This is a genomic window from Carboxydocella sp. JDF658 (genome assembly GCF_002049395.1).
Classification (GTDB): domain Bacteria; phylum Bacillota.
Map to the genome: position 1 here is coordinate 93209 of NZ_BDLR01000023.1, position 21343 is coordinate 114551.

At 52.8% G+C, this 21343-nt stretch carries 24 protein-coding genes and 1 riboswitch; all 24 genes read left to right on the forward strand.

Annotated elements, in window-relative coordinates:
- The first annotated feature begins 8 nt into the window (after positions 1 to 8).
- Positions 9 to 1169 carry an MFS transporter gene (locus tag JDF658_RS04570; protein ID WP_079906617.1) on the forward strand — a complete coding sequence of 387 codons (1161 nt, stop codon included), beginning with the start codon at positions 9 to 11 and terminating at the stop codon, positions 1167 to 1169.
- A complete protein-coding gene (locus tag JDF658_RS04575; RefSeq protein ID WP_078664835.1) occupies positions 1132 to 1851 on the forward strand; it encodes an AzlC family ABC transporter permease in 720 nt (239 codons plus the stop codon). Before JDF658_RS04570 ends, JDF658_RS04575 begins: the two co-directional genes overlap by 38 nt.
- Positions 1827 to 2129, forward strand: coding sequence for an AzlD domain-containing protein (locus JDF658_RS04580; protein ID WP_079906618.1), 303 nt, complete (start codon positions 1827 to 1829; stop codon positions 2127 to 2129). The genes JDF658_RS04575 and JDF658_RS04580 overlap by 25 nt, the downstream gene beginning before the upstream one ends.
- A 64-nt stretch (positions 2130 to 2193) precedes the next feature.
- A complete protein-coding gene (locus JDF658_RS04585) occupies positions 2194 to 3081 on the forward strand; it encodes a YicC/YloC family endoribonuclease (RefSeq protein WP_307189621.1) in 888 nt (295 codons plus the stop codon).
- A gap of 13 nt (positions 3082 to 3094) precedes the next feature.
- On the forward strand, positions 3095 to 3388 hold the full coding sequence (remA, locus tag JDF658_RS04590; protein WP_078664832.1) for an extracellular matrix/biofilm regulator RemA: 294 nt from the start codon (positions 3095 to 3097) through the stop codon (positions 3386 to 3388).
- A 1-nt stretch (position 3389) separates the two neighbouring features.
- Positions 3390 to 4001, forward strand: coding sequence for a guanylate kinase (gmk, locus tag JDF658_RS04595; protein ID WP_107753309.1), 612 nt, complete (start codon positions 3390 to 3392; stop codon positions 3999 to 4001).
- The gene (gene rpoZ, locus JDF658_RS04600; RefSeq protein WP_174182993.1) at positions 3998 to 4192 is read left to right on the forward strand and encodes a DNA-directed RNA polymerase subunit omega; all 195 of its coding nucleotides are present in this window, start codon (positions 3998 to 4000) and stop codon (positions 4190 to 4192) included. Before gmk ends, rpoZ begins: the two co-directional genes overlap by 4 nt.
- Positions 4192 to 5409 carry a bifunctional phosphopantothenoylcysteine decarboxylase/phosphopantothenate--cysteine ligase CoaBC gene (gene coaBC / locus JDF658_RS04605; RefSeq protein WP_079906620.1) on the forward strand — a complete coding sequence of 406 codons (1218 nt, stop codon included), beginning with the start codon at positions 4192 to 4194 and terminating at the stop codon, positions 5407 to 5409. The genes rpoZ and coaBC overlap by 1 nt, the downstream gene beginning before the upstream one ends.
- Before the next feature lie 3 nt (positions 5410 to 5412).
- Positions 5413 to 6546: a methionine adenosyltransferase gene (gene metK, locus JDF658_RS04610; protein WP_079906621.1), complete on the forward strand. Its 1134-nt coding sequence runs from the start codon at positions 5413 to 5415 to the stop codon at positions 6544 to 6546.
- A 97-nt stretch (positions 6547 to 6643) separates the two neighbouring features.
- Positions 6644 to 6808 (forward strand): hypothetical protein, encoded by a 165-nt coding sequence (locus JDF658_RS14390; protein ID WP_159071848.1) that lies wholly within the window; start codon positions 6644 to 6646, stop codon positions 6806 to 6808.
- An 88-nt stretch (positions 6809 to 6896) separates the two neighbouring features.
- Positions 6897 to 9347: a primosomal protein N' gene (gene priA / locus JDF658_RS04615; protein WP_079906622.1), complete on the forward strand. Its 2451-nt coding sequence runs from the start codon at positions 6897 to 6899 to the stop codon at positions 9345 to 9347.
- A gap of 17 nt (positions 9348 to 9364) precedes the next feature.
- Complete coding sequence (gene def, locus JDF658_RS04620) at positions 9365 to 9820, forward strand: peptide deformylase (protein WP_078664827.1); 456 nt, start codon at positions 9365 to 9367, stop codon at positions 9818 to 9820.
- Positions 9821 to 9832: 12 nt separating this feature from the next.
- Entirely contained in the window at positions 9833 to 10762 is a 930-nt protein-coding gene (gene fmt, locus JDF658_RS04625; RefSeq protein ID WP_079906623.1) for a methionyl-tRNA formyltransferase, read from the forward strand.
- A 16-nt stretch (positions 10763 to 10778) separates the two neighbouring features.
- Positions 10779 to 12092, forward strand: a complete 1314-nt coding sequence (gene rsmB, locus JDF658_RS04630; protein WP_159446560.1) for a 16S rRNA (cytosine(967)-C(5))-methyltransferase RsmB — start codon at positions 10779 to 10781, stop codon at positions 12090 to 12092.
- Positions 12089 to 13141, forward strand: a complete 1053-nt coding sequence (gene rlmN / locus JDF658_RS04635; RefSeq protein ID WP_375804188.1) for a 23S rRNA (adenine(2503)-C(2))-methyltransferase RlmN — start codon at positions 12089 to 12091, stop codon at positions 13139 to 13141. The genes rsmB and rlmN overlap by 4 nt, the downstream gene beginning before the upstream one ends.
- The gene (locus tag JDF658_RS04640) at positions 13138 to 13533 is read left to right on the forward strand and encodes an FHA domain-containing protein (protein WP_079906626.1); all 396 of its coding nucleotides are present in this window, start codon (positions 13138 to 13140) and stop codon (positions 13531 to 13533) included. The genes rlmN and JDF658_RS04640 overlap by 4 nt, the downstream gene beginning before the upstream one ends.
- Positions 13534 to 13549: 16 nt before the next feature.
- Positions 13550 to 14299 (forward strand): Stp1/IreP family PP2C-type Ser/Thr phosphatase, encoded by a 750-nt coding sequence (locus tag JDF658_RS04645; RefSeq protein ID WP_159071850.1) that lies wholly within the window; start codon positions 13550 to 13552, stop codon positions 14297 to 14299.
- Between the two features lie 5 nt (positions 14300 to 14304).
- Positions 14305 to 16179 (forward strand): Stk1 family PASTA domain-containing Ser/Thr kinase, encoded by a 1875-nt coding sequence (pknB, locus tag JDF658_RS04650; RefSeq protein ID WP_078664821.1) that lies wholly within the window; start codon positions 14305 to 14307, stop codon positions 16177 to 16179.
- A gap of 10 nt (positions 16180 to 16189) precedes the next feature.
- Positions 16190 to 17056, forward strand: a complete 867-nt coding sequence (gene rsgA, locus JDF658_RS04655; RefSeq protein WP_078664820.1) for a ribosome small subunit-dependent GTPase A — start codon at positions 16190 to 16192, stop codon at positions 17054 to 17056.
- Positions 17057 to 17058: 2 nt separating this feature from the next.
- Positions 17059 to 17712: a ribulose-phosphate 3-epimerase gene (gene rpe / locus JDF658_RS04660; RefSeq protein ID WP_078664819.1), complete on the forward strand. Its 654-nt coding sequence runs from the start codon at positions 17059 to 17061 to the stop codon at positions 17710 to 17712.
- Between the two features lies 1 nt (position 17713).
- The gene (locus tag JDF658_RS04665; protein WP_079906627.1) at positions 17714 to 18739 is read left to right on the forward strand and encodes a histone deacetylase; all 1026 of its coding nucleotides are present in this window, start codon (positions 17714 to 17716) and stop codon (positions 18737 to 18739) included.
- 61 nt (positions 18740 to 18800) lie between these two features.
- A riboswitch (FMN riboswitch) is annotated at positions 18801 to 18945 on the forward strand.
- 105 nt (positions 18946 to 19050) lie between these two features.
- On the forward strand, positions 19051 to 20160 hold the full coding sequence (gene ribD, locus JDF658_RS04670) for a bifunctional diaminohydroxyphosphoribosylaminopyrimidine deaminase/5-amino-6-(5-phosphoribosylamino)uracil reductase RibD (protein WP_079906628.1): 1110 nt from the start codon (positions 19051 to 19053) through the stop codon (positions 20158 to 20160).
- A gap of 2 nt (positions 20161 to 20162) precedes the next feature.
- Positions 20163 to 20819, forward strand: coding sequence for a riboflavin synthase (locus JDF658_RS04675; RefSeq protein WP_078664816.1), 657 nt, complete (start codon positions 20163 to 20165; stop codon positions 20817 to 20819).
- Between the two features lie 21 nt (positions 20820 to 20840).
- On the forward strand, positions 20841 to 21343 hold a 503-nt coding region (gene ribB / locus JDF658_RS14765; protein WP_375804189.1), incomplete at its 3' end, for a 3,4-dihydroxy-2-butanone-4-phosphate synthase.

The following is a 21343-nucleotide window of genomic DNA, read 5'->3' on the forward strand; positions in this document are numbered from 1 at the left end:
CGATTACAATGCAGAAAAAAATCCTATTCTTAACTAGTATCCTTAATTTCTTGTTAAATACGGCTATCCAGGGGTCGGTAATTTTTATCCCTTTGCTGGGTCAAAAGCTGGGAGCTACTGATTTTCAAGTTGGCCTGATTGGGGCTGCGTATGGTGGCGCTTATCTTGTTGCTTCCCTTGCCTCCGGTCAACAATCAGACCGCCGTGGCAAATTAATTTTTGTGCGCTGGGGCCTGTTTTTCAGCACTTTGATGTTTTTGGCCCAGCTACTGGCCCAGCGCTATCTGGTCTTGCTGCTGGTTCGGGCCGGGGTAGGGCTGGCTCTGGGAGTTACCACAGCCGCGCTGGTGGCCTATGCCTTTGAAGCAGGGGCCGATATGGGCAAGTTCAGCTCTTATGGCTCCCTGGGCTGGATTGGCGGAGCTGCAACAGCGGCGGTATTAAAAAGATTTGAGCTGATTTTTCTTAGCGGAGCCTTTTTTTGTGCCCTGTCCTGGCTCCTCAGCCTGTATCTGCCCCCGGGTGAGCAGCAAATCGGGAAAAAGGTAGAGAAGGACTCTTCCGGCTGGCTCAAGGTGTTGCGGCGGGAATATAAGGTCTATCTGGCTATTTTTTTACGCCAGCTGGGGGCGGCGGCGGTCTGGATCATCTTGCCTCTCTATTTCAACTCCCTCGGTTTGTCACCAACCTGGACCGGGATTTTGTGGGGGATTAATTTTACGGTACAATTTCTGGTAATGCGGCATCTTAATCATTATGATCCTGTCAAAATTTTTGCTTTTGGTCAAATCCTTTCTATTTTCGTTTTTTTAACTTATGGGCTGGTAACGCGATTAGAGTTATTGATTCTGGCCCAGATTCTGCTGGGTATAGCCTGGTCAGGCCTGTATGTAGGAGCATTGTTGCTGGTACTCAGCTCCGGGCAGGAAAGGGGAACAGCCAGTGGCCTGTTCACGGCAACCCTTAACCTCTGCGGCACTCTCGGTCCCTTTCTCGGAGGTCTGGTGGCCCAGTTCTGGGGTTACAGAGGAGTGATGTTTCTGGCAGCTACTTTATCAGCTGCTGGCATGCTGGTAGCGGTACCGCAGGCGGTGAAGGGAGAAAAAGAAAGAGAAAGAGTGGGAGATAGGAATGAAGGCAAACTTACTGACCTGGCGCGCCGGTTGTAAGGCGGGGCTGGCCATTGCGGTCGGCTATTTTCCGGTGGCGATGGCCTTTGGCCTTATGGCCAAAGCCATTAATGTCAGCGGCCTGGAAGCAACTCTTTTTTCCCTCCTGGTTTTTGCCGGGGCCAGCCAGTTTATGGCCCTTAACCTGATTAAGGCCGGGGTTTTTTCCGGAGAAATTATTCTGGCCACCTTGCTGTTGAATTTCCGCCATTTCTTGATGAGTGCGGCCCTTTCTACCCGATTGGAAGATCGCCGTTTCTGGCGGCTGGCCCTGGTGGCTTTTGGTATCACCGATGAAACCTTTGCCCTGGCTATGACTAGAGAGGGAAAGCTAAATTTTTCCTTTTTGCTGGGATTGGAAGGGACGGCTTATCTGGCCTGGGTACTGGGTACGGTAACGGGCTATCTGCTGGGAGATGGTTTGCCCCCGGCCTGGCAAAACAGTCTGGCTATTGGTCTTTACGCCATGTTTGCGGCCATTTTAGTACCGGAAGGGAAAAAATCTGCTCGCTTGCTGATGGTAGCTGCCCTGGCGGGGCTAATCAATACCGGTCTTTCATATCTGGGCAGATTGCCGGGGGGCTGGAATTTGATTATCGCAATGGTGGCAGCGGCAGCCTTTGCTCTGGTAATGGAAAGAGGAAGGGAGGAAGAGAGATGTCGGGCCACTACCTCTGGTTGATTATAGGCATGGCAGCAGTAACTTATTTGCCCCGGCTCTTGCCGCTAACCATCCTGACTGGAATCAGGTTGCCCCTATCTTTACAACGTTTTTTATCCTATCTACCATATGCTGCCCTTGGGGCCTTGCTGGCACCGGGGGCCTGGCAGGCTATACCCCAGCAACCGGCTGCTGGATTTCTGGGGGTTTTGGCCGCTGCCATCACTGCCTGGCTGGGAGGAAACCTGATGCTGGCAGTAACGGCGGGAGTGCTCACTACTTTTTTCTTAATTCAGTGAAGGATTTTAGTGATTTAAGTCGAACTATGTAGGCAAAACTATGGTTAAGATTGTATAAAAGGCGGTGCTGCGCTTGGTCAAAAGCATGACAGGCTACGGCCGAGGGGAAGGACTGGGAGCTGGCAAAAAATTTACAGTAGAAATGAAATCGGTGAATCATAGATTCTGTGAGGTGGTTGTTCGCTATCCCAGGGGCTGGGCGGCGATCGAAGATAAAGTCAGGTCGCTGGTCCAGTCAGGAGTGGCCCGGGGCCGGATCGATGTCTTCATCAATATAGAAGATACCGGGGAAGAGGCGAAAGGGGTAAAAGTTGACAAAGGATTGGCCCTGGCGTATTATAATGCAATGAGAGAGCTGGCTGGGCTTTTGGGGCAGCCTCTGGAATTCGATTGGACCCAGATTGCCCGCTGGCCGGATGTAATCACTCTGGACCAGGAGGAAGCGGATCTGGAACAGTTCTGGCCTTATCTGGCCCAGGCTGTAAATATAGCTCTGACCAATCTGGTCAGGATGCGGGAACAGGAAGGGGCCAAGCTGGTACAGGATCTGGAAGGAAAGGTCAGTGATTGTGAACACATAACCAATCGCATCAAGGAACGGGCTCACCTGGTGGTAGAGGAATACCGTCAACGCCTGCAACAGCGGGTGCAGCAACTGCTGGGCGAAGTACCAGTTGATGAAGCCAGATTGGCTATGGAAATCGCTTTGCTGGCAGAACGGGCAGCAATTGATGAAGAGCTGGTGCGCTTATTCAGCCATTACCAGGAGGCCCGGTTGTGTTTAAAGGCCCGGGAGCCGGTAGGGCGCAAACTGGATTTTCTTGTGCAGGAAATGAACAGAGAAGCCAATACCATTGGATCCAAAGCAGGGGATTTAACTATAAGCAAACTGGTAGTTGAATTGAAAACCGAGATCGAAAAAATTAGAGAACAGGTGCAAAACCTGGAGTAAGGAGGCTGTTGGCGTGGAGATTAAACTGGTGAATATCGGTTTTGGTAACATTGTCTCTGCCAATCGGATTGTAGCGATTGTCAGTCCGGAATCAGCACCCATCAAGCGGATTATCCAGGAAGCCCGGGATCGGGGCATGCTGATTGATGCCACTTATGGCCGGCGTACCCGGGCGGTGATCATTACTGACAGTGATCATGTCGTTTTATCAGCAGTACAGCCGGAAACGGTAGCTCATCGGCTGATGGCCAAGGAGGCCCCGGCAGCCATAGCTGATCTTGAAGATGATGAGACGGAGGAACAATAGGATGACCGGACAGGGCTTGTTACTGGTGATATCCGGTCCATCCGGTGCCGGAAAGGGCACCGTTTGCCGGGCCCTGATGGCACGACATCCTGAAGTAGCGTATTCGGTTTCGGCTACTACCCGTAAACCGCGGCCGGGAGAGATAGACGGGGTTCATTATTATTTTGTCACCAGGGAACGTTTCGAAGAAATGATCGCTGCCGGAGAACTGCTGGAATGGGCCATGGTTTACGAAAGCGGCAACTACTATGGAACTCCACGCCAGGCCGTGCTGGATAATCTGGCCGCCGGTAGAGATGTGATTTTGGAAATCGATGTTCAGGGAGCATTACAGATCAGGGAGAAGTTTCCTGAAGCTATTTTTATTTTTATCCTTCCTCCGTCAATGGAAGAACTGAAAAAACGCATTACCGGCCGGGGCACGGAGTCGGCGGAAAGTATTTCGAAACGCCTGGCCTGTGCTGCGACGGAACTAAGTTATGTCAAAAAATACGACTACTGTATTGTCAATGATCTGGTGGAAAAAGCTGTAGAAAAACTGGAAGCCATTATCATAGCGGAAAAATGCCGCGTACAACGCTTGACCTTACCGACTGGAGGTGGAGAATCATGAATAAACCTTCGCTGGATATTCTGCTGAAAAAGGTGGATAGCCGCTACACCCTGGTGGTAGCTGCAGCCAAACGGGCCCGTATGCTGACCAACCCGGAGAGCTCTGCTGGCACCAAGCCTGTTTCCAGAGCACTGGAGGAAATTGCAGCCGATAGGTTACAATATGAACGAACCAAGAGTGGGATCAAGTAATGTGGCAGGGGAAAAGAATAATTGTCGGCATCACTGGCGGGATCGCAGCCTATAAGGCGGCGGACCTGGTCAGCCAGTTAGTGAAAGCAGGAGCTGAAGTCAGGGTTATTATGACCCCTTCAGCTCAAAAATTTATTACACCCCTGACCTTGCAGACCCTGTCCCGGCAGCCGGTTGGGTTGGATATGTTTGCTGAGCCAAAAGCCTGGGAAGTGCAGCATATCGCCTGGGCGGACTGGGCCCAGCTGGTGATTGTGGCACCAGCTACGGCCAATACCATTGGCAAGCTGGCCCATGGCCTGGCTGATAACCTGCTGACAGCGGTGCTGATGGCAACCAGGGCCCCCATTTTGCTGGCACCGGCCATGAATGTCCACATGTGGGAAAATCCGCTGGTTCAGGCTAATCTGGAAAAGCTGCAGGCAGTTGGGGTACGAATTGTTGAACCGGAAAGTGGTCGCCTGGCCTGTGGCTATGAAGGTAAAGGCCGGATGGCAGCGGTAAATACCATCCTCGAGGCGGCAGCCTTAATTTGCTGGGACCTGGAGGGCAAAAGAGACCTGACCGGGCGCAAAGTCCTGATTACCGCCGGTGGCACCAGGGAACCGCTGGATCCCGTTCGCTTTATCGCCAATCGCAGTTCCGGCAAAATGGGTTACGCTCTGGCTACAGAGGCGGTCAGGCGGGGGGGCCAGGTAGTTCTGGTTTCGGGACCGGTGGAGCTGGCTCCTCCTCCTGGACTGGCGGAATTCATCCGGGTGGAGCGGGCAGAAGAGATGGCTGAGGCCGTATTAAGTCGAGCCCCGGAGATGGATGTAATTATCAAGGCCGCTGCAGTAGCCGATTTTCGTCCGGTCCAGGTAGCAGAGCAGAAAGTGAAAAAGGGGGACGGGGACTGGGTACTGCATTTGCAGAAAAACCCCGATATTCTGGCCATACTGGGAGCCCGGAAACGGCCGGGACAGGTGCTGGTGGGTTTTGCTGCTGAAACCCATGATTTGCTGGCCAATGGAGCGGAAAAAGCACGGCGAAAAGGGGCGGATTTTATAGTTGCAAATGATGTCAGTCGCCCGGGCAGTGGCTTTGGCAGTGATACCAATGAGGTAACTTTTATTTTTCCCGATGGCGCAACCATTTTCTGGCCTTTATTAAGTAAACAGGAAGTAGCAGCCCGGATTTTTGACCAGATAGTTCAGCTCCTGGGAGAGGAGGAATAGAGAATGGCAAAAAGGTTATTTACTTCCGAGTCAGTGACCGAAGGACATCCTGATAAAATGGCTGACCAGATTTCTGATGCCATTCTGGATAGCATTCTAGCCCGGGACCCGGACGCCAGGGTGGCCTGTGAGACCATGGTGACCACCGGGCTGGTCCTGGTGATGGGTGAAATCACTACCGAGTGCTATGTTGATATCCCAAAGATCGTTCGAGAAACCATTAAAGATATTGGCTATACCAGGGCCAAGTTTGGTTTTGATGGGGATACCTGTGCTGTTCTCACAGCTATTGATGAACAATCGCCGGACATTGCCCTGGGGGTTGATCCCGGTGGGGCCGGGGATCAGGGGATGATGTTCGGTTATGCCTGTGATGAGACTCCGGAACTGCTGCCTGCCCCCATTGCCCTCGCCCACCGGCTGGCACGGCGTTTGGCCCTGGTACGCAAGGAGCGGCTGGTACCCTATCTCAGACCGGATGGCAAGACCCAGGTAACAGTGGAATATGATAATGATGAAGTAGTTAGAATTGATACCATAGTGGTTTCAGCTCAACACAAGCCCTCCATATCCCAGGAAACCATCCGGGAGGATATTATCCAGCAGGTTATTCGTCCGGCGATTCCCCCCCATCTGCTGGCTGATACCAGGATACTAGTCAATCCTACCGGCCGCTTTGTGGTAGGTGGGCCCCAGGGGGATTGTGGCCTGACGGGAAGAAAAATTATTGTTGACACCTATGGGGGAATGGCCCGGCACGGAGGTGGAGCTTTCTCCGGCAAGGATCCGACCAAGGTGGATCGCTCCGCTGCCTATTATGCCCGCTATGTGGCCAAAAATATTGTCGCAGCAGGACTGGCCCGGCGTTGTGAGGTACAAGTAGCCTATACTATTGGCAGAGCCGAGCCTGTGGCTATAGATATAAATACTTTTGGTACCGGGCGAGTTGCAGAAGCAGAGCTAGTTGCTGCTGTTAAAAAAGTCTTTGATTTCCGGCCTACAAAAATTATTCAGGAATTAAATTTGCGTCGGCCTATTTATAAGCAGCTGGCTGCTTATGGTCACTTTGGACGCCTGGATTTGGACTTGCCCTGGGAAAAAACAGATAAAAAAGATTTGCTGCTTTCCCTGTTTTAATGCAGGATTTTGTCACTTTATGTCGAAAAGGAAATTTGATAGATAGATAAGTGCTTGTGATAACTTGTTGGGGGCATATCCGGGGAAGGTGATAGACATGCTATGGATTTTGGCGGGGGCAGCAGGACTTATCCTGGTCATTATCGTTATCTGGTTACTGCGCTCCATGGATCAACAGTTGCAGGAAGTCAAAAATAGTTTAGATGAATGCTTGGAAAGAGTCCAGGAGGACAAAAGGCCGCGACTATCCGAGCGGTCATGAGCAAGCCAGGAAATCTCCTGGTTTTTTCTTTATCGGTCGGATATGATATAATACAACTGGAAACGAGAGTCCGGAGAGAGGGCGAAAAATGGGGAAAAATCCTGTTTATGCCGAGGTATATATAGATAGACCTGTAAAAGAACTGGACCGCCCCCTGACCTACAGGATCCCGGACCAGCTCCAGGGCCAGGTGCGTCCTGGCATGCGCGTGCAGGTTCCGCTGGGCAGACAGGGGCGGGTACAGGCTTTTGTAACAGCCATCACCGACCAGCGCCCACCGGTACAGGTACGGGACATAATAGGACTAATAGACCGGGAGCCTATTATAGATGAGGAGCTGCTGGGTTTGGCCCGCTGGCTGGCAGACTATTATGTTTGTCCGCTGGTAACAGCAATTCATACCCTGGTTCCGCCGGGTAAAAAGAACTCTGGTGGTACTCTGGTGGCCCTTACTCCCAGGGGCTGGGCCTATTTAAATCAGCAGGATGATGAGGAAGAAGAGGCTGGACTGGAAATGCTGGAGTGGCTGGCTGCCCGGGGCGGCGAGGCTGATGCTCCTTCCCTGCGGGCGATGTTCCGGAGCCAGGGACAACAGGTGCTAAAAAAGTTGCAGGCAGCCGGCCTGGTTCAGGTGGAACAATTTAAAATGGTGGGAGAGAAAGGGACCGGCAAGCTCGGTATTTATCCAGCCTTTCCGCCGGAGGAGCTGGCAGTACATTTGCTCAGTCTTTCACCCCGGGCCAGCAAAAGCCGGCAGGCCTTAACGGTCGCCTGTGCTGTACCGGGCCTGACGGTAAAGGAGCTGGCGGCCCGGGCGGAAGTAACCGAGAGCGTAATTAGAGGCTTGCTGGACAAGGGGCTCCTCTGTCAAAAAGCTATTTCACTGCAAGCAGAGCAACCAGAACGCAAGGTAGTCTGGCCCCGGTTAACTCCGGCCCAGCAGGCCGCTTTTCAGGCTATAGAAGAGAGCATAGTAAAGGGCAGAAGGAAAAAATTCCTGCTTTTCGGAGTGACAGGCAGTGGCAAAACCGAGGTCTACCTGCGTGCCATTGCTAGCTGTCTTGAAAGAGGCCAGACAGCGATTTGTCTGGTCCCGGAAATTTCCCTGACCCCGCAAATTGCAGCCCGTTTTAAGGAACGATTTGGAGCAGATGTAGCTGTTTTTCACAGCCGCCTGTCTTTGCGGGAACGGCATCTGGAGTGGCAAAGAATTAAAGAAGGCAAAATTAAAGTAGTAGTCGGGGCCCGCTCTGCTATCTTCGCTCCTCTGCAAAAACTGGGGCTAATCATAATCGACGAGGAGCATGAAACCAGTTACAAACAGGATGTTACCCCCCGTTATCATGCCCGGGAGGTGGCCCAGGAACGGGCCAGACGAACAGGGGCTACCCTGGTGCTGGGCAGTGCCACTCCGGCAGTTGAGACCTTTTATCGCGCCCAGCAGGGGGAATTCACCCTCTTGACCCTGGCGGAAAGAATCGATGATCGGCCTCTGCCGCCGGTGACTGTGGTGGATATGCGACAGGAACTGGCAGAGGGCAATCGCAGCATTTTTTCCCGGGAACTGCAGGAAGCTCTCCGACACACTCTGCAGCGGGGGGAACAGGCGATTCTGTTTTTGAATCGCCGGGGCTACAGTACTTTTGTATCCTGTCGCAGTTGCGGGTATGTGCTGCGCTGTCCTGCCTGTGATGTGACTTTGACCTATCATAGTTCGGACCAGACGGTACGCTGTCACTATTGTGAACACAGAGAACCTTCCCCGGCCCTTTGTCCCCGGTGTAATTCCAGGTATATCCGTTATTTTGGGGCAGGTACCCAGCGGGTGGCAGAGGAATTTGCCCGGGAGTTTCCAGGTGTGAGCTGGCAGCGGATGGATGTGGATACTACCAGTCGTCGGGGAGCCCATGAAACTATCATTCAGAATATGCTGGAAGAAAAAATTCAGGTTCTAATCGGCACCCAGATGATTGCTAAGGGCCTGGATTTTCCTAAAGTAACTCTGGTCGGTGTGATTTCTGCCGATACTTCCCTGAATGTTCCCGATTTCCGTTCAGGGGAAAGGACTTTTCAGCTCCTGACTCAGGTGGGCGGTCGGGCTGGCCGGGATGTCCTGCCGGGGAGGGTGATTATTCAGACCTATTCGCCGGAACATTACAGCATTTTACGGGCAGTAGAACATGATTATCCGGGTTTTTACCGGGAGGAGCTGGAGCTGAGGGAAATGCTGGGCAATCCCCCTTTCAGCTACCTGGTCCGTCTACTGCTTAGCGGGCCCAGGGAAGAGGAAGTAATCAGGGGCAGTCAGCTGATCTGTGACTGGCTGCAACCGGGATTGCAAGCGGATCAGTCCCTGCTGGGGCCCGCCCCGGCGCCTCTGTCCCGCTTGCGGGGCCAGTATCGCTGGCATCTGGCCATCAAGGGCCCGGAGCTGGAGGGATTACGCAGCTTGGGCCGGGAAGTGTTACAGAAATGGAGCAAGCAACGCAGTGGGGAAGTGCGTCTGGTTCTGGATATTGAACCAGTCAGTTTGCTATAAAGTGAGGGAGATAATTAATGGCAGTATTTAAAATAGTGGAGATTGGCGATCCTGTTCTGCGTCAAGTTGCCAAACCGGTAAAAGAGATTACCCCCAATATCATCAAGCTCCTGGAAAACATGGCTGACACTATGTATGATGCGGAAGGGGTAGGGCTGGCTGCTCCCCAGATTGGCATCAGCAAACGGGTGATAGTAGTTGATGTGGGTGAGGGACTGATTGAACTGATCAATCCAGAGATTATCCATTGTGAAGGCAAGGAAGTGGCGGTGGAAGGTTGTCTTTCTGTTCCCGGCAAACAGGGGGATGTAGAGAGATGGGCTAGAGTCAAGGTCCGCGGTCTCAACCGCCAGGGGGAACTGGTGGAATATGAGGCCGAAGGCTTGCTGGCCCGCGCCTTCCAGCATGAAATAGACCATCTTGATGGTATCTTATATGTAGATAAAGCAGAAAATCTGCGCCCCAGCAAATAGGAGGGATACAGCATGCGGATTGTCTTTATGGGAACCCCTGATTTTGCTGTGCCCAGCTTGCTGGCATTGGACCAGCCCGGCTGGCAGGTGGTAGGTGTAGTAACCCAGCCGGACCGACCGCGGGGGCGGGGACAGAAAGTTTCTTTCTCCCCTGTTAAAGAAGCGGCTCTAAGCCGGGGCTGGCCGGTTTTTCAGCCCTTGAAAGTTAAAGATGAAAACTTTCTGGCAGAGCTGGAAGAATTACGGCCAGATGCCATTGTGGTAGTAGCTTATGGTCAGATATTGCCGGAAAAGATCCTGCAATTGCCGCCCCTGGGTTGTATCAATGTCCATGCTTCTTTGCTGCCTCGCTACCGGGGAGCTGCCCCTATCCAATGGGCAATCATTAATGGTGAACAGGAAACCGGTATTACAACCATGTACATGAGCAGGGAACTGGATGCCGGGGATATGATTCTGAAAGCCAAAGTGCCCATTAAGGATACGGATACCTTTGGAACTTTGCATGACCGGCTGGCCACTCTGGGGGCAGAGTTGCTGGTGCAAACCCTGACCCAAATCGAGCAGGGCCAGGCGCCCCGGGAACCCCAGGACCATAGCCGGGCCACCTATGCGCCAATGCTGAATCGGGAAACAGAGCGGATTAACTGGGGGGCTGGCGGCCAGCAGATTGTCAACCTGATCCGGGGCCTAAACCCCTGGCCGGGGGCCTATACCCTCTGGGAAGGGAATCCCCTGAAAATCTGGCAGGCCAGGTTTGAACCTGGCACACCGCTGGCTGATCCGGGAACTGTAGTGGAATTGCGCACAGAAGGACCAGTGGTGGCAGCCGGAGATGGGCACCTGGTGCTAACCCAGTTGCAGCCAGCAGGAAGCAGGGCCATGACCGGGGCAGACTTCCTGAGGGGGCGCAAACTGCAGGCTGGAACTAAACTGGAATAAAGTTGGTGGAATAACTTTGAAAGAACCACGTCAAATAGCAGTAGAAATAGTGGAACAGGTATTATGGCAACAGGCCTATTCCAACCTGACTCTGAATAAAGCCGCCAGTGCCCTGGATAGCAGGGAACGCAAGCTGGTAACTGAACTGGTTTATGGTACTGTAAAATACTATTTAGCGTTGGCCTGGCTGTTAAATCAGTTTTTAAGTAAACCCCTGGAAAAGATGCCCCACAGATTGCAGGCTATCCTGCTGGTAGGTGCTTACCAGATTGTAAAAAGTGAAAGGATTCCAGGCCCGGCAGCAGTACATACCAGTGTGGAACTTGCCAAAAAGAACAAATTTACCGGGCTTGCCGGCCTGGTTAATGGGGTATTGCGCAATCTGTTGCGCAACCAAGGTAACTGGAGCTGGCCAGATCGGAATCAGGATCTAGTGGGCTACCTCAGTGTTTTTTACAGCTATCCTCGCTGGCTGGTACAATTGTGGCTAAAGGAACTGGGGGAAGAAGACACAGAAAAACTGCTGGCTGCCGGAAATAACATCCCCCCCTTGACTTTACGGACCAATACCCTGCGCCTGACCCGGGCAGAACTGGTGGAACGCCTGCAGGCGGCGGGCACTGGAGTAAAAGAACTGTCCTGGCCATCAGAAGGGGTAGAACTGACGGACTTTGACTTGCTCACCCGTATACCGGGTTTTGCGGAGGGCTGGTGGCTGGTACAGGACCAGGCATCCATGCAGGTGGCCCATGTGGTAGCACCCCTTCCGGGTATGAAGGTACTGGATACCTGTGCTGCACCGGGAGGCAAAACCACCCATCTAGCCCAGCTGATGTCTGACCAGGGGGAAATCGTAGCCTGTGATATTCATCCCCATAAGTTGAAGCTGATTGAGGACAATTGTTTGCGTCTGGGGATAAAATCCATCCACACGGTATTGCAGGACGCTACCGCTTTGCCATCTGCCTGGCATAACCGGTTTGACCGGGTGCTGGTAGATGCCCCTTGTTCCGGACTGGGGGTAATCAGGCGCAGGCCAGAAATACGCTGGCAAAAAGCTGCGGCAGATTTAAAGAGTCTCCCGGAGCTTCAAAAACGGATTCTACAGGCCGCTGCGGCCTGTGTAGCACCAGGAGGAATCCTGGTTTATAGTACCTGTACCATCAACCGCCAGGAAAATCAGGAGGTTGCTCGCTGGTTTGGGGAAAATTTTCCCGAGTTTCAACTTTTGCCCTGGGAGGGAGCGCCTGCCGGAGAAATACAGCTCTTGCCTCACCGGGAAAATAGTGATGGCTTTTTCCTGGCCCGCTGGCGGAAGGAGGATAAATAGGAACGATGATCAATTTAAAAACCCTTTCTTTGCCTGAGCTTACCTGCTGGCTAACCGCTGAACTGGGGCAGCCCGCCTTCCGGGCCCAGCAAATTTACCAGTGGATCTGGCAAAAAGGGGTTACGGATTTTGAGGCTATGACCAATTTGAGTAAAGAAATGAGGCAACAGCTGCGGGAAAAGGCAAAAATCGAGAGTCTGCAGCTGGTTACCAGCCAGCAGGCCAGGGATGGGACCATTAAGGCCCTCTTTGCCCTGCCCGATGGGCAGGCGGTGGAAACGGTGTTGATGGTGTATAATTACGGCACCAGTGTCTGCGTTTCCAGTCAGGTGGGTTGTCGTATGGGCTGTCGCCTTTGCGCTTCCACTCTTGGCGGTCTGGTGCGCAATCTGGAGGCCTGGGAGATTTATGATCAAGTGCTGGCTATGCAAAAACTGAGCGGATCCAGAGTAGGACGGGTAGTGGTGATGGGGACTGGCGAACCTCTGGATAACTATGATGAGGTAGTAAAGTTTTTGCGTCTGGTCAGTGATCGCCAGGGTCTAAATATTGGTCAGCGTCACCTGACAGTTTCTACCAGTGGTCTGGTACCTCGCATCTATGACCTGGCCCGGGAAGGACTGGCCATTACCCTGGCCATATCCCTTCATGCGCCCAATGATCAGCTGCGCAGTTACCTTTTGCCGATCAACCGCAAATATCCCTTGCAAAAGCTGCTGGCAGCCTGTGATTTTTACACTGAGCAGACCGGGCGCCGGATTACCTATGAGTATGCCCTGATCAAAGGAGTAAATGACAGTGAAAAACTGGCGCGGCAACTGGGCAGTTTATTGCGGGGTCGCCTGGCTCATGTGAATTTAATACCCATCAATCCAGTTCCTGAATATGACTGGGAGCGGCCTGAACAGCAGGAAATTGCTCGTTTTCGTAGAATAGTCGAAACATACGGGCTGGAGGTTTCCGTCCGGCGGGAACTGGGCCAGGAAATTGATGCCGCCTGCGGTCAATTGCGCCGCAGGGTAATGGCTGAGAGGAGCGGGAAAGGATGAGCTGGTGGAGAAGGCTATGGCGGCGTAAAACAGAGTTGATGAGTGGTCAGGATGGCACCATTGTGTTTGCTTTACCGGCCCAGTGTCAGGAAATAAGTTCAGCCGCAGCTGCGGCGTTAGTAATATTATCCGGGGAGGATACTGGCATGCGCCTTGCCCTGCCCCGGCAAACGGTGTACATAGGCCGAAGAGAGGACTGCACCATTACTATTAATCATCCAACGGTATCGAGACTCCATGCCAGGATTCTGCCGACTGACAGAGGCTGGGTTCTGCAGGACCTGGACAGTGCCAATGGTACTCTGGTTAACGGGCGACCGGTAACAGAAGTACTGCTTTCCCCGGGGGACAGGATTAAGATAGGACCCTGGGAAGCAGAGTTTTATCTCTAGGGAGAGTATGTGTGAGGTGGGAAAATTGCAGTTTGCGGTAGGTACCCATGTTGGTCTGGTCAGAAAAAACAATCAGGATGCTTTTATTTTGGCTCCTGATCTCAATTTATTCGGGGTAGCTGATGGGATGGGCGGTCATGCTGCAGGGGAGATTGCCAGCCAGATGGCCGGGGAGATAATAATCCAGGAGTTGGCCCGGAATCGGGAGCAATTAATAGGCCCTGGGATACTGGGACTTTTACGCCAGGCAGTGGAGAAAGCCAACCAGGAAATTTATCACCGCGGGCGGCTGGAAAATCAAAACCTGGGCATGGGTACTACCGTGACCTGTGGTTATTTCTCCGGGGACAGTAACCTGTTAGTTATTGCTCATGTGGGTGACAGCCGGGCATACCGCTGGCGGCGAGGAGAACTGAAGTTATTAACCCATGACCATTCCCTGGTCTATCAGCTTTACCAGAATGGCGGAATCAGTTTGGAGGAAGCCTTTAAACATCCCCAGCGTAATATCCTGACTAGAGCTCTGGGGATGGATCCGGCCGTAGTGGTGGATTTAACGGAACTAACCATAGAACCTGATGACCTGTATCTTTTTTGCACCGATGGTTTAAGCGGTCAGGTTAGAGATGAGGAAATGCTGGAATTGCTGCAAACATGGCAGGAAGATAACAGTGACTTACCTACCCTGGCAAACAGGCTGATAGAGGAGGCACTTGAGCGGGGTGGCAAGGATAACATCACGCTGGTGCTGGTAAAACCGAGGTGAGGACCATGGAACTGATAGGCAGAGTAATAGCAGGCCGTTATCATGTAGAGGAGCTGTTAGGTGGCGGCGGCATGGCAGTAGTATATCGGGCTCATTGTCGCTATTTGCAGCGGGATGTTACCATTAAAATCCTGCGCCCGCAGTATTCTGATGATGCTGATTTTGTAGAACGCTTTCGGCGGGAAGCCCAGGCGGTGGCCCGTTTGTCTCACCCCAATATTGTCAATGTCTTTGATGTAGGTCAGGACGGAATTATCCACTATATCGTAATGGAATATATTGATGGCATCACCTTGAAAAGATATATCCGGGAAAAGGGCCCGCTGGCACCGGTGGAAGCGGTAGATATAGCCCGGCAGATCTGTGCGGCTTTGGTCCATGCCCATGCCAGTGGGATTGTGCATCGGGATATCAAGTCAGGTAATATCCTCATTGCCAAAGATGGAAGGGTAAAAGTCACTGATTTCGGCATCGCCCGCTCCACAACCGATGTTACTGTGACCCAAACCGGGACGATTGTAGGCTCAGTCCATTATATTTCCCCTGAACAGGCTCGAGGAGAACCGGCCTCTTTTCAGTCTGACCTTTACTCGGTGGGGGTCGTGCTGTTTGAAATGCTGGCCGGGCGGCTGCCATATGAGGGAGAATCGCCAATTGCAGTAGCCATGAAACATATGGGGGATCAGCCTCCCTCTCTATCCAAGCTGAATCCTGCCGTTAGCCCGGAGCTGGAGATGGTGGTTCGGCGGGCAATGGCCAAAGACCGGGCGCGCCGCTATGCCAGTGCGGAGGAGATGCTGGAGGACCTGAGGACAGTCCTCATAGGCCAAATTAGTGAACAGACGAAAAAACTGATGCTGGATGAAAATCCAACCATGGTTTTGCCCCGGGATGAACTGAAACAGGCTCTGGGTAAGCAGCAGGCTGCCAGGGAAAAGAAAAATAAACGTAAACTCTGGGCCTGGCTGGCTATTCTGGTTACCCTGTTAATTCTCGGGGGAGCTGGCTATTTTCTGCTTTTACCCAAAACGGTGGAAGTGCCGGATTTGACCAATTTGACAGTAGAAGAGGCAGAACAGCGCTTAAAGCCAGCTCATTTGCAACTGGAAGTGCTGGGGCGGGAATATAGTGACACCATTGCGGAGAACCGGATAATCAGTCAACGGGAAAAGCCCGGGACTGAAGTGCGGGAAGGGCAGGCTATTGGTGTAATTGTCAGTGTAGGAGTGGAAAAGGTGAATGTGCCTGATCTTTCAGGCCAGGATAAGGAAGATGCTCGTCTGGCCCTGGAAAAGGCAGGGTTAGCTCTGGGGACGATTGATTACCAGTACAGTGATGAATATGAAAAGGATACAGTTATTTCCCAGAACCCGGCTGCTGGTGAACAAGTCCCCCGCCAGACTGCAGTAAATCTGGTGGTCAGCAAGGGTAAAAAACCGGTGTTGCTGAAAATGCCCAATGTTACCGGGTTAAGCCTTACTGCTGCCAGGGCAGCCCTGGAAGCCATGGGCCTGAAAGTACCGGAGGAAAATATTACTCAGGAAGCCAGTACGGACTTTTTCCCTGGGACAGTTATCAGTCAGGAGCCTCAGCCGGGGACAGAAACGGAAAAGGGTAGCAGTGTCAAACTGAAAGTAAGCGCCGGTCCTGGACCTCAGCCTCAGCAAATTTCTATTTCGGTAAACATCCCCGGGGCAGGTGAGCCCCACCAGGTCTCCATCAAAGTAGTGGATAACAAGAGCCCGGAAGGCAGACAGGAGTTTATTGGCAGTGGCACCGGGGGTTCCACTCTGGTGGTGCCGATCAGATACTACGGTAAAGCTAAAGCTTTGATTTTCATTGATGGACAAAAATCAGAAGAACAGGAACTAACCCCATAGGAGGACGGTTATGGAGACAGGAATAGTGCTGAAAGGGATAGGCGGCTATTACTATGTCCGCGTTGGAGATACTGTCTACGAATGCCGTCTGCGGGGCAAATTCCGCAAACTGCAACAAACGGCTCTGGTAGGGGATGAGGTAAAGATAACCTCTTTAAACCGGGAACAGGGGGTAATTGAGGAAATTTTGCCCCGCCGTAACGCTCTCATCAGGCCCCCTATCGCTAATGTAGATCAGGCTTTGCTAGTTTTTGCCGCCGCCAACCCTGACCCTAACCGCTTATTGATCGACCGCTTATTAGTACAGGTCAGTGCGGAAGGAATTCATCCCCTACTGGTAATTAATAAAGGGGACTTGGATCCGGAGGGCGCACAACGGCTGACTGCTCTCTACCGGGCGGCCGGGTTTACGACATTGATTACCAGTGCTGTAACCGGGCAGGGGTTACCGGAATTAAAACAGCATCTGGCTACCCGGGTGTCAGTAATCTGCGGGCCATCTGGAGCGGGCAAATCCAGCCTGATCAATGCTCTGGCCCCCGGCCTTTCCCTGAAAACCGGGGAAGTTAGTGATAAAATCGGACGGGGGCGGCATACTACCAGGCATGTGGAGTTGCTGACCGTAGGGGAGGGCTGGCTGGCTGATACGCCTGGTTTTAGCTCTTTGAGTCTTCATAATGTTAATAGTAAAGAACTGGCCCATTTTTATCCCGATTTTTTGCCCTATATGCAATGCCGTTTCCCCGGCTGCATGCACCGGGCTGAACCTGATTGTGGTGTGCGACTGGCAGTAGAGCAGGGGCTGATCGACCAGACGCGCTACCATAATTACCTGGAATTGCTGGAAGAAGTGCTGGAACAGGAGAGGAGGTACTAGTCTTGGTTCAGATCGCCCCATCCATATTGTCAGCGAATTTTGCCAACCTCTGGGCCCACGTGGCACAGGTAGAAGCTGCTGGTGCGGAAATGCTGCATATCGATGTCATGGATGGACATTTTGTCCCTAACATTACCATTGGTCCGCTGGTGGTACAGGCCTTGCGGGATAAAAGCCGGATGACTTTCGATGTTCACCTGATGATCACCAACCCGGACCAGTTTATTGGAGAATTTGTGAAGGCCGGTGCCGATATTATTTCCGTACATGCGGAAGCCTGTACCCATTTACATCGGACCCTGCAAACCATTCGTAATCATGGTATCAAGGCAGCTGTCGCTTTGAATCCGGCTACACCTCTGACAGTGATTGAATATGTTTTACCTTATCTGGACATGGTCTTGCTGATGACTGTGAATCCGGGATTTGGCGGACAGCGTTTTATTCCGGAAATGGTGGAAAAGATTGAACGGCTTAATACCTGGCGGCGCGAAAGAAAGCTGAATTTTACCATTCAGGTTGACGGGGGCATTAACCAGGAAACTGCGCCCTTGGTGGTCAAAGCCGGAGCTGATATCCTGGTGGCCGGGTCCTATATTTTCGGTGCTGCCGACATCTCGACAGCAATCCGCAGTTTGCGGGAAAGGTGCGGGTAAAATGACAGAACCCCTACTCTTGCTTTATGATGAGATTTTTCTGAAACACGAGACCGATTCCCTGGAACATGGTAGCCGCTTGCAGGCTATTGTCGGGGAGCTGAAGGAGTACGGATTGTGGGAAAAAGTACCCCGCAGGCGGCCCCGTCAGGCCAGTCGGAGTGAGGTGTTGCTGGCTCATCCCCATGAATACCTGGAAGCATTGCAGGCATTCTGTGCCGCTGGCGGAGGCGTCTGGGCAGAAGATACTGTTGTTGACCGGGATACTTATGATGTTGCTCTGCGGGCAGTGGGTGCGGTGCTGGACGGGATCGATGCAGTCATGAAGGGTGTCTATCACCGTGCGCTGGCTCTGGTGCGGCCGCCGGGACACCATGCTGCCGCTTTGCGGGGAGGGGGCTTTTGTGTCCTTAACAACCTGGCCATAGGGGCCAACTATGCCCGGCAGGAGTATGGGCTAAACCGTATTGCCATTTTAGACTGGGATGCTCATCATGGCAATGGTTTACAGTCGTTTTTTTACTCTGATTCGGAAGTGCTATACATTTCTTTGCACCAGGATGGCTTATATCCCTATACTGGCTGGGCAACAGAAACAGGCGACGAACGGGGGAAAGGCTTTAACATCAATATTCCTCTGCCGAAAGATACAGGGGATACGGGCTACTACTATGCCATGCATAAAATTATTTTGCCGGTGTTAGAGCAATTCCAGCCCCAGCTTCTGCTGGTGGCGGCAGGATATGATGCCCATTTTGCTGATCCCCTTTCCAGTCTGGCCTTGACCAGTGAAGGATTTGGACAGCTGGCGAAAATGATCAAGCCCTGGCCTCTGGTGGCTGCGCTGGAGGGAGGTTATGATCCGGCTACAGTTGGCCACGCTGTGGCTGCTACAGTGGCCGTCTGGGGGGAGCTACCGGTGGCTGTCACCGACCCGGCGGCTCCTCCTTATGCTCCCGTGCGGCCTACCCAGCGTTTGCGCATCGATGATGCCTGGCAGATCCAGAAAAAATACTGGCGACTTTAAAAAGCCAGGGCTTTCCTCCATTCCCTTGACAATCTTTTGTTGTAGAGGGTATAATCATTGTAAACTCCTTCGGGGATAGGTGAAATTCCTTACCGGCGGTAGGCAGCATGAGCTGCGAGCCCGCGAGCCGGCTCAGCCGGCAGATCCGGTGCGCCAGAAGGCAAGTCCGGAGCCGACAGTGACAGTCTGGATGGGAGAAGGAGGGCGAGCAAAACAGCCAGTAGTTACTGCACTGGCTGACTATTTAGTTTGCCCTTTTGCCCCGGGAGCGCTCCGGGGTTTTTTATTTGTGGGCCGAAGTGGTGATGAGGATGCGCGATGAAGAATATATGCGATTGGCTTTAGAACTGGCAGGGAGAGCCAGAGGTCGTACCAGTCCTAACCCGCTGGTGGGCTGTGTGATTGTCAAGGATGGGGAAATCATCGGAGAGGGTTATCATCAGAAGGCCGGCACACCCCATGCAGAAGTGCATGCCCTGCGGGAAGCAGGGGAACGGGCGGCTGGGGCCGATGTCTATGTAACCCTGGAACCCTGCTCCCATTATGGCCGTACTCCTCCCTGTGCTGATGCCCTGATTGCTGCAGGAGTGAGGAGAGTAGTTGCGGCCATGACTGACCCCAATCCCCTGGTAGCCGGGCGGGGATTGGCCCGGTTAAGGGAAGCGGGTATTCAGGTGGAAGTAGGTCTGCTGGAGAAAGAGGCCCGGAAGCTTAATGAGGGCTGGTTATACTATATTAGCCGGAAAATGCCTTTCGTGATCTGGAAGTATGCGATGACTCTGGATGGTAAAACCGCTACCCGCACCGGGGACAGTCGCTGGATTAGCAGTGAACAGTCCCGTTTGCTGGTACATCAGCTCAGGAATGAGGTAGATGGTATTCTGGTAGGCAGCGGGACGGTGCTGGCCGATGATCCTGCCCTTACTACCCGCTTACCGGAGGGCGGCAGGGATGCAGTTAGAATTGTGGTGGACAGCCACGGACGCACACCTCCGGGGGCCCAGGTCGTCCGGCTGGCGCAAATCTCAGCTGCTCCTACCCTGATTGCAACCACAGAACAGAGTGCTGTTACCTGGAGGCAGCAAATGCAGGCTGACGGGGTAGAGGTCCTGGTGCTGCCCGAACAGGCCGGGCGGGTTGATTTAACCGCTTTGCTGCAGGAGCTGGCCCGGCGGGGGCTGGTAAATTTGCTCCTGGAAAGTGGCGGTGAATTGGCCTGGTCCATGCTGGCGGCAGGGCTGATTCAAAAGGTCTATGCCTTTATTGCTCCTAAACTGGCAGGTGGGTTAATGGCTCCAACTCCTTTGCAAGGTGCGGGGATTGAGCGCATGGCAGCAGCCATTACCATGCAGCATGGAGAATGGCGACAAATCGGGCCGGATTTCCTTTACATTGGCTATCCCGCCCGGGAGGTGAAATAAGATTGTTTACAGGGATTGTAGAGGAGCTGGGAGAGGTAAGGGCTCTTAACAGAGGAGCCCGCTCGGCCAGGATAAAAATTGCAGCCCGTACGGTTCTGGAAGGGACCCGACTGGGAGATTCCATTGCAGTCAATGGGACTTGCCTGACTGTAACGGAACTGGGACCTGACTGGTTTATGGCTGATGTGATGGCTGAAACTCTGGACCGCACTAATCTGGGGGAACTGGGACCAGGCAGCCGGGTTAACCTGGAGCGGGCCCTGACTTTAAATACCCGCCTGGGTGGCCATCTGGTCAGTGGCCATGTGGATGGTGTAGGCACCATTATCGCTCAGGAGCGGGTGGATATCGCTCTCTTAACCACTATCAGCGCACCTGCAGGGGTTTTGCGCTATACTATTGAAAAAGGCTCCATTGCAGTAGATGGCATTAGTCTGACTGTTGTCAGTTTGATAGATAATGGTTTTCAAGTATCCCTGATTCCGGAAACAGTTAAACGCACCACTCTAGGCTTCAAAAAGGTAGGCGACCGGGTCAATTTGGAAGGGGACATCATTGGTAAATATATTGAACGCCTGTTAAAATTTCCACCGACATCTGAAAAACGGCAGTCTCAGTTAAGTATGGAATTTTTGGCGCAGCACGGTTTCCTGGAATAGAAGGGGAAAGGGATGAGGAAAATGGAAAAACAGTTTCACAGTATTGAAGAAGCTATTGCTGACATTCGGGCAGGAAAAATGATAATAGTAGTGGATGATGAAGACCGGGAAAATGAAGGAGATCTGCTGATGGCGGCAGAAAAGGCCACCCCGGAAGCCATTAACTTCATGGCTACTTATGGCAAGGGATTGATTTGTGTTCCGATGGAAGGCAAGCGGCTGGATGAACTGGATTTGCCCCCTATGGTTACCCATAACACTGACCCCCATGGCACGGCCTTTACCGTTTCGGTGGATTTTAAGGATACTACTACCGGGATTTCCGCCCATGAACGGGCTCGCACTATTCAGGCCCTGCTGGATCCAGCCACTAAACCGGCGGATTTGCGGCGACCCGGTCATATTTTCCCCTTGCGCTATCGGGAAGGTGGCGTGTTGCGGCGGGCGGGCCATACCGAGGCTGCTGTGGACCTGGCCCGACTGGCCGGTCTTTATCCCGCAGGGGTAATATGTGAGATTATGAA

Excerpts from the sequence above, each read along its gene's own strand:
- priA (WP_079906622.1), top strand. The coding sequence starts at position 6,897 with ATGGGGAAAAATCCTGTTTATGCCGAGGTATATATAGATAGACCTGTA.
- rsgA (WP_078664820.1), top strand. The coding sequence starts at position 16,190 with ATGGAGACAGGAATAGTGCTGAAAGGGATAGGCGGCTATTACTATGTC.
- JDF658_RS04580 (WP_079906618.1), top strand. The coding sequence starts at position 1,827 with ATGTCGGGCCACTACCTCTGGTTGATTATAGGCATGGCAGCAGTAACT.
- metK (WP_079906621.1), top strand. The coding sequence starts at position 5,413 with ATGGCAAAAAGGTTATTTACTTCCGAGTCAGTGACCGAAGGACATCCT.
- JDF658_RS04665 (WP_079906627.1), top strand. The coding sequence starts at position 17,714 with ATGACAGAACCCCTACTCTTGCTTTATGATGAGATTTTTCTGAAACAC.
- JDF658_RS14390 (WP_159071848.1), top strand. The coding sequence starts at position 6,644 with ATGCTATGGATTTTGGCGGGGGCAGCAGGACTTATCCTGGTCATTATC.
- JDF658_RS04640 (WP_079906626.1), top strand. The coding sequence starts at position 13,138 with ATGAGCTGGTGGAGAAGGCTATGGCGGCGTAAAACAGAGTTGATGAGT.
- JDF658_RS04575 (WP_078664835.1), top strand. The coding sequence starts at position 1,132 with ATGAAGGCAAACTTACTGACCTGGCGCGCCGGTTGTAAGGCGGGGCTG.
- JDF658_RS04570 (WP_079906617.1), top strand. The coding sequence starts at position 9 with ATGCAGAAAAAAATCCTATTCTTAACTAGTATCCTTAATTTCTTGTTA.
- def (WP_078664827.1), top strand. The coding sequence starts at position 9,365 with ATGGCAGTATTTAAAATAGTGGAGATTGGCGATCCTGTTCTGCGTCAA.
- pknB (WP_078664821.1), top strand. The coding sequence starts at position 14,305 with ATGGAACTGATAGGCAGAGTAATAGCAGGCCGTTATCATGTAGAGGAG.
- gmk (WP_107753309.1), top strand. The coding sequence starts at position 3,390 with ATGACCGGACAGGGCTTGTTACTGGTGATATCCGGTCCATCCGGTGCC.
- ribD (WP_079906628.1), top strand. The coding sequence starts at position 19,051 with ATGCGCGATGAAGAATATATGCGATTGGCTTTAGAACTGGCAGGGAGA.
- rpoZ (WP_174182993.1), top strand. The coding sequence starts at position 3,998 with ATGAATAAACCTTCGCTGGATATTCTGCTGAAAAAGGTGGATAGCCGC.
- coaBC (WP_079906620.1), top strand. The coding sequence starts at position 4,192 with ATGTGGCAGGGGAAAAGAATAATTGTCGGCATCACTGGCGGGATCGCA.
- fmt (WP_079906623.1), top strand. The coding sequence starts at position 9,833 with ATGCGGATTGTCTTTATGGGAACCCCTGATTTTGCTGTGCCCAGCTTG.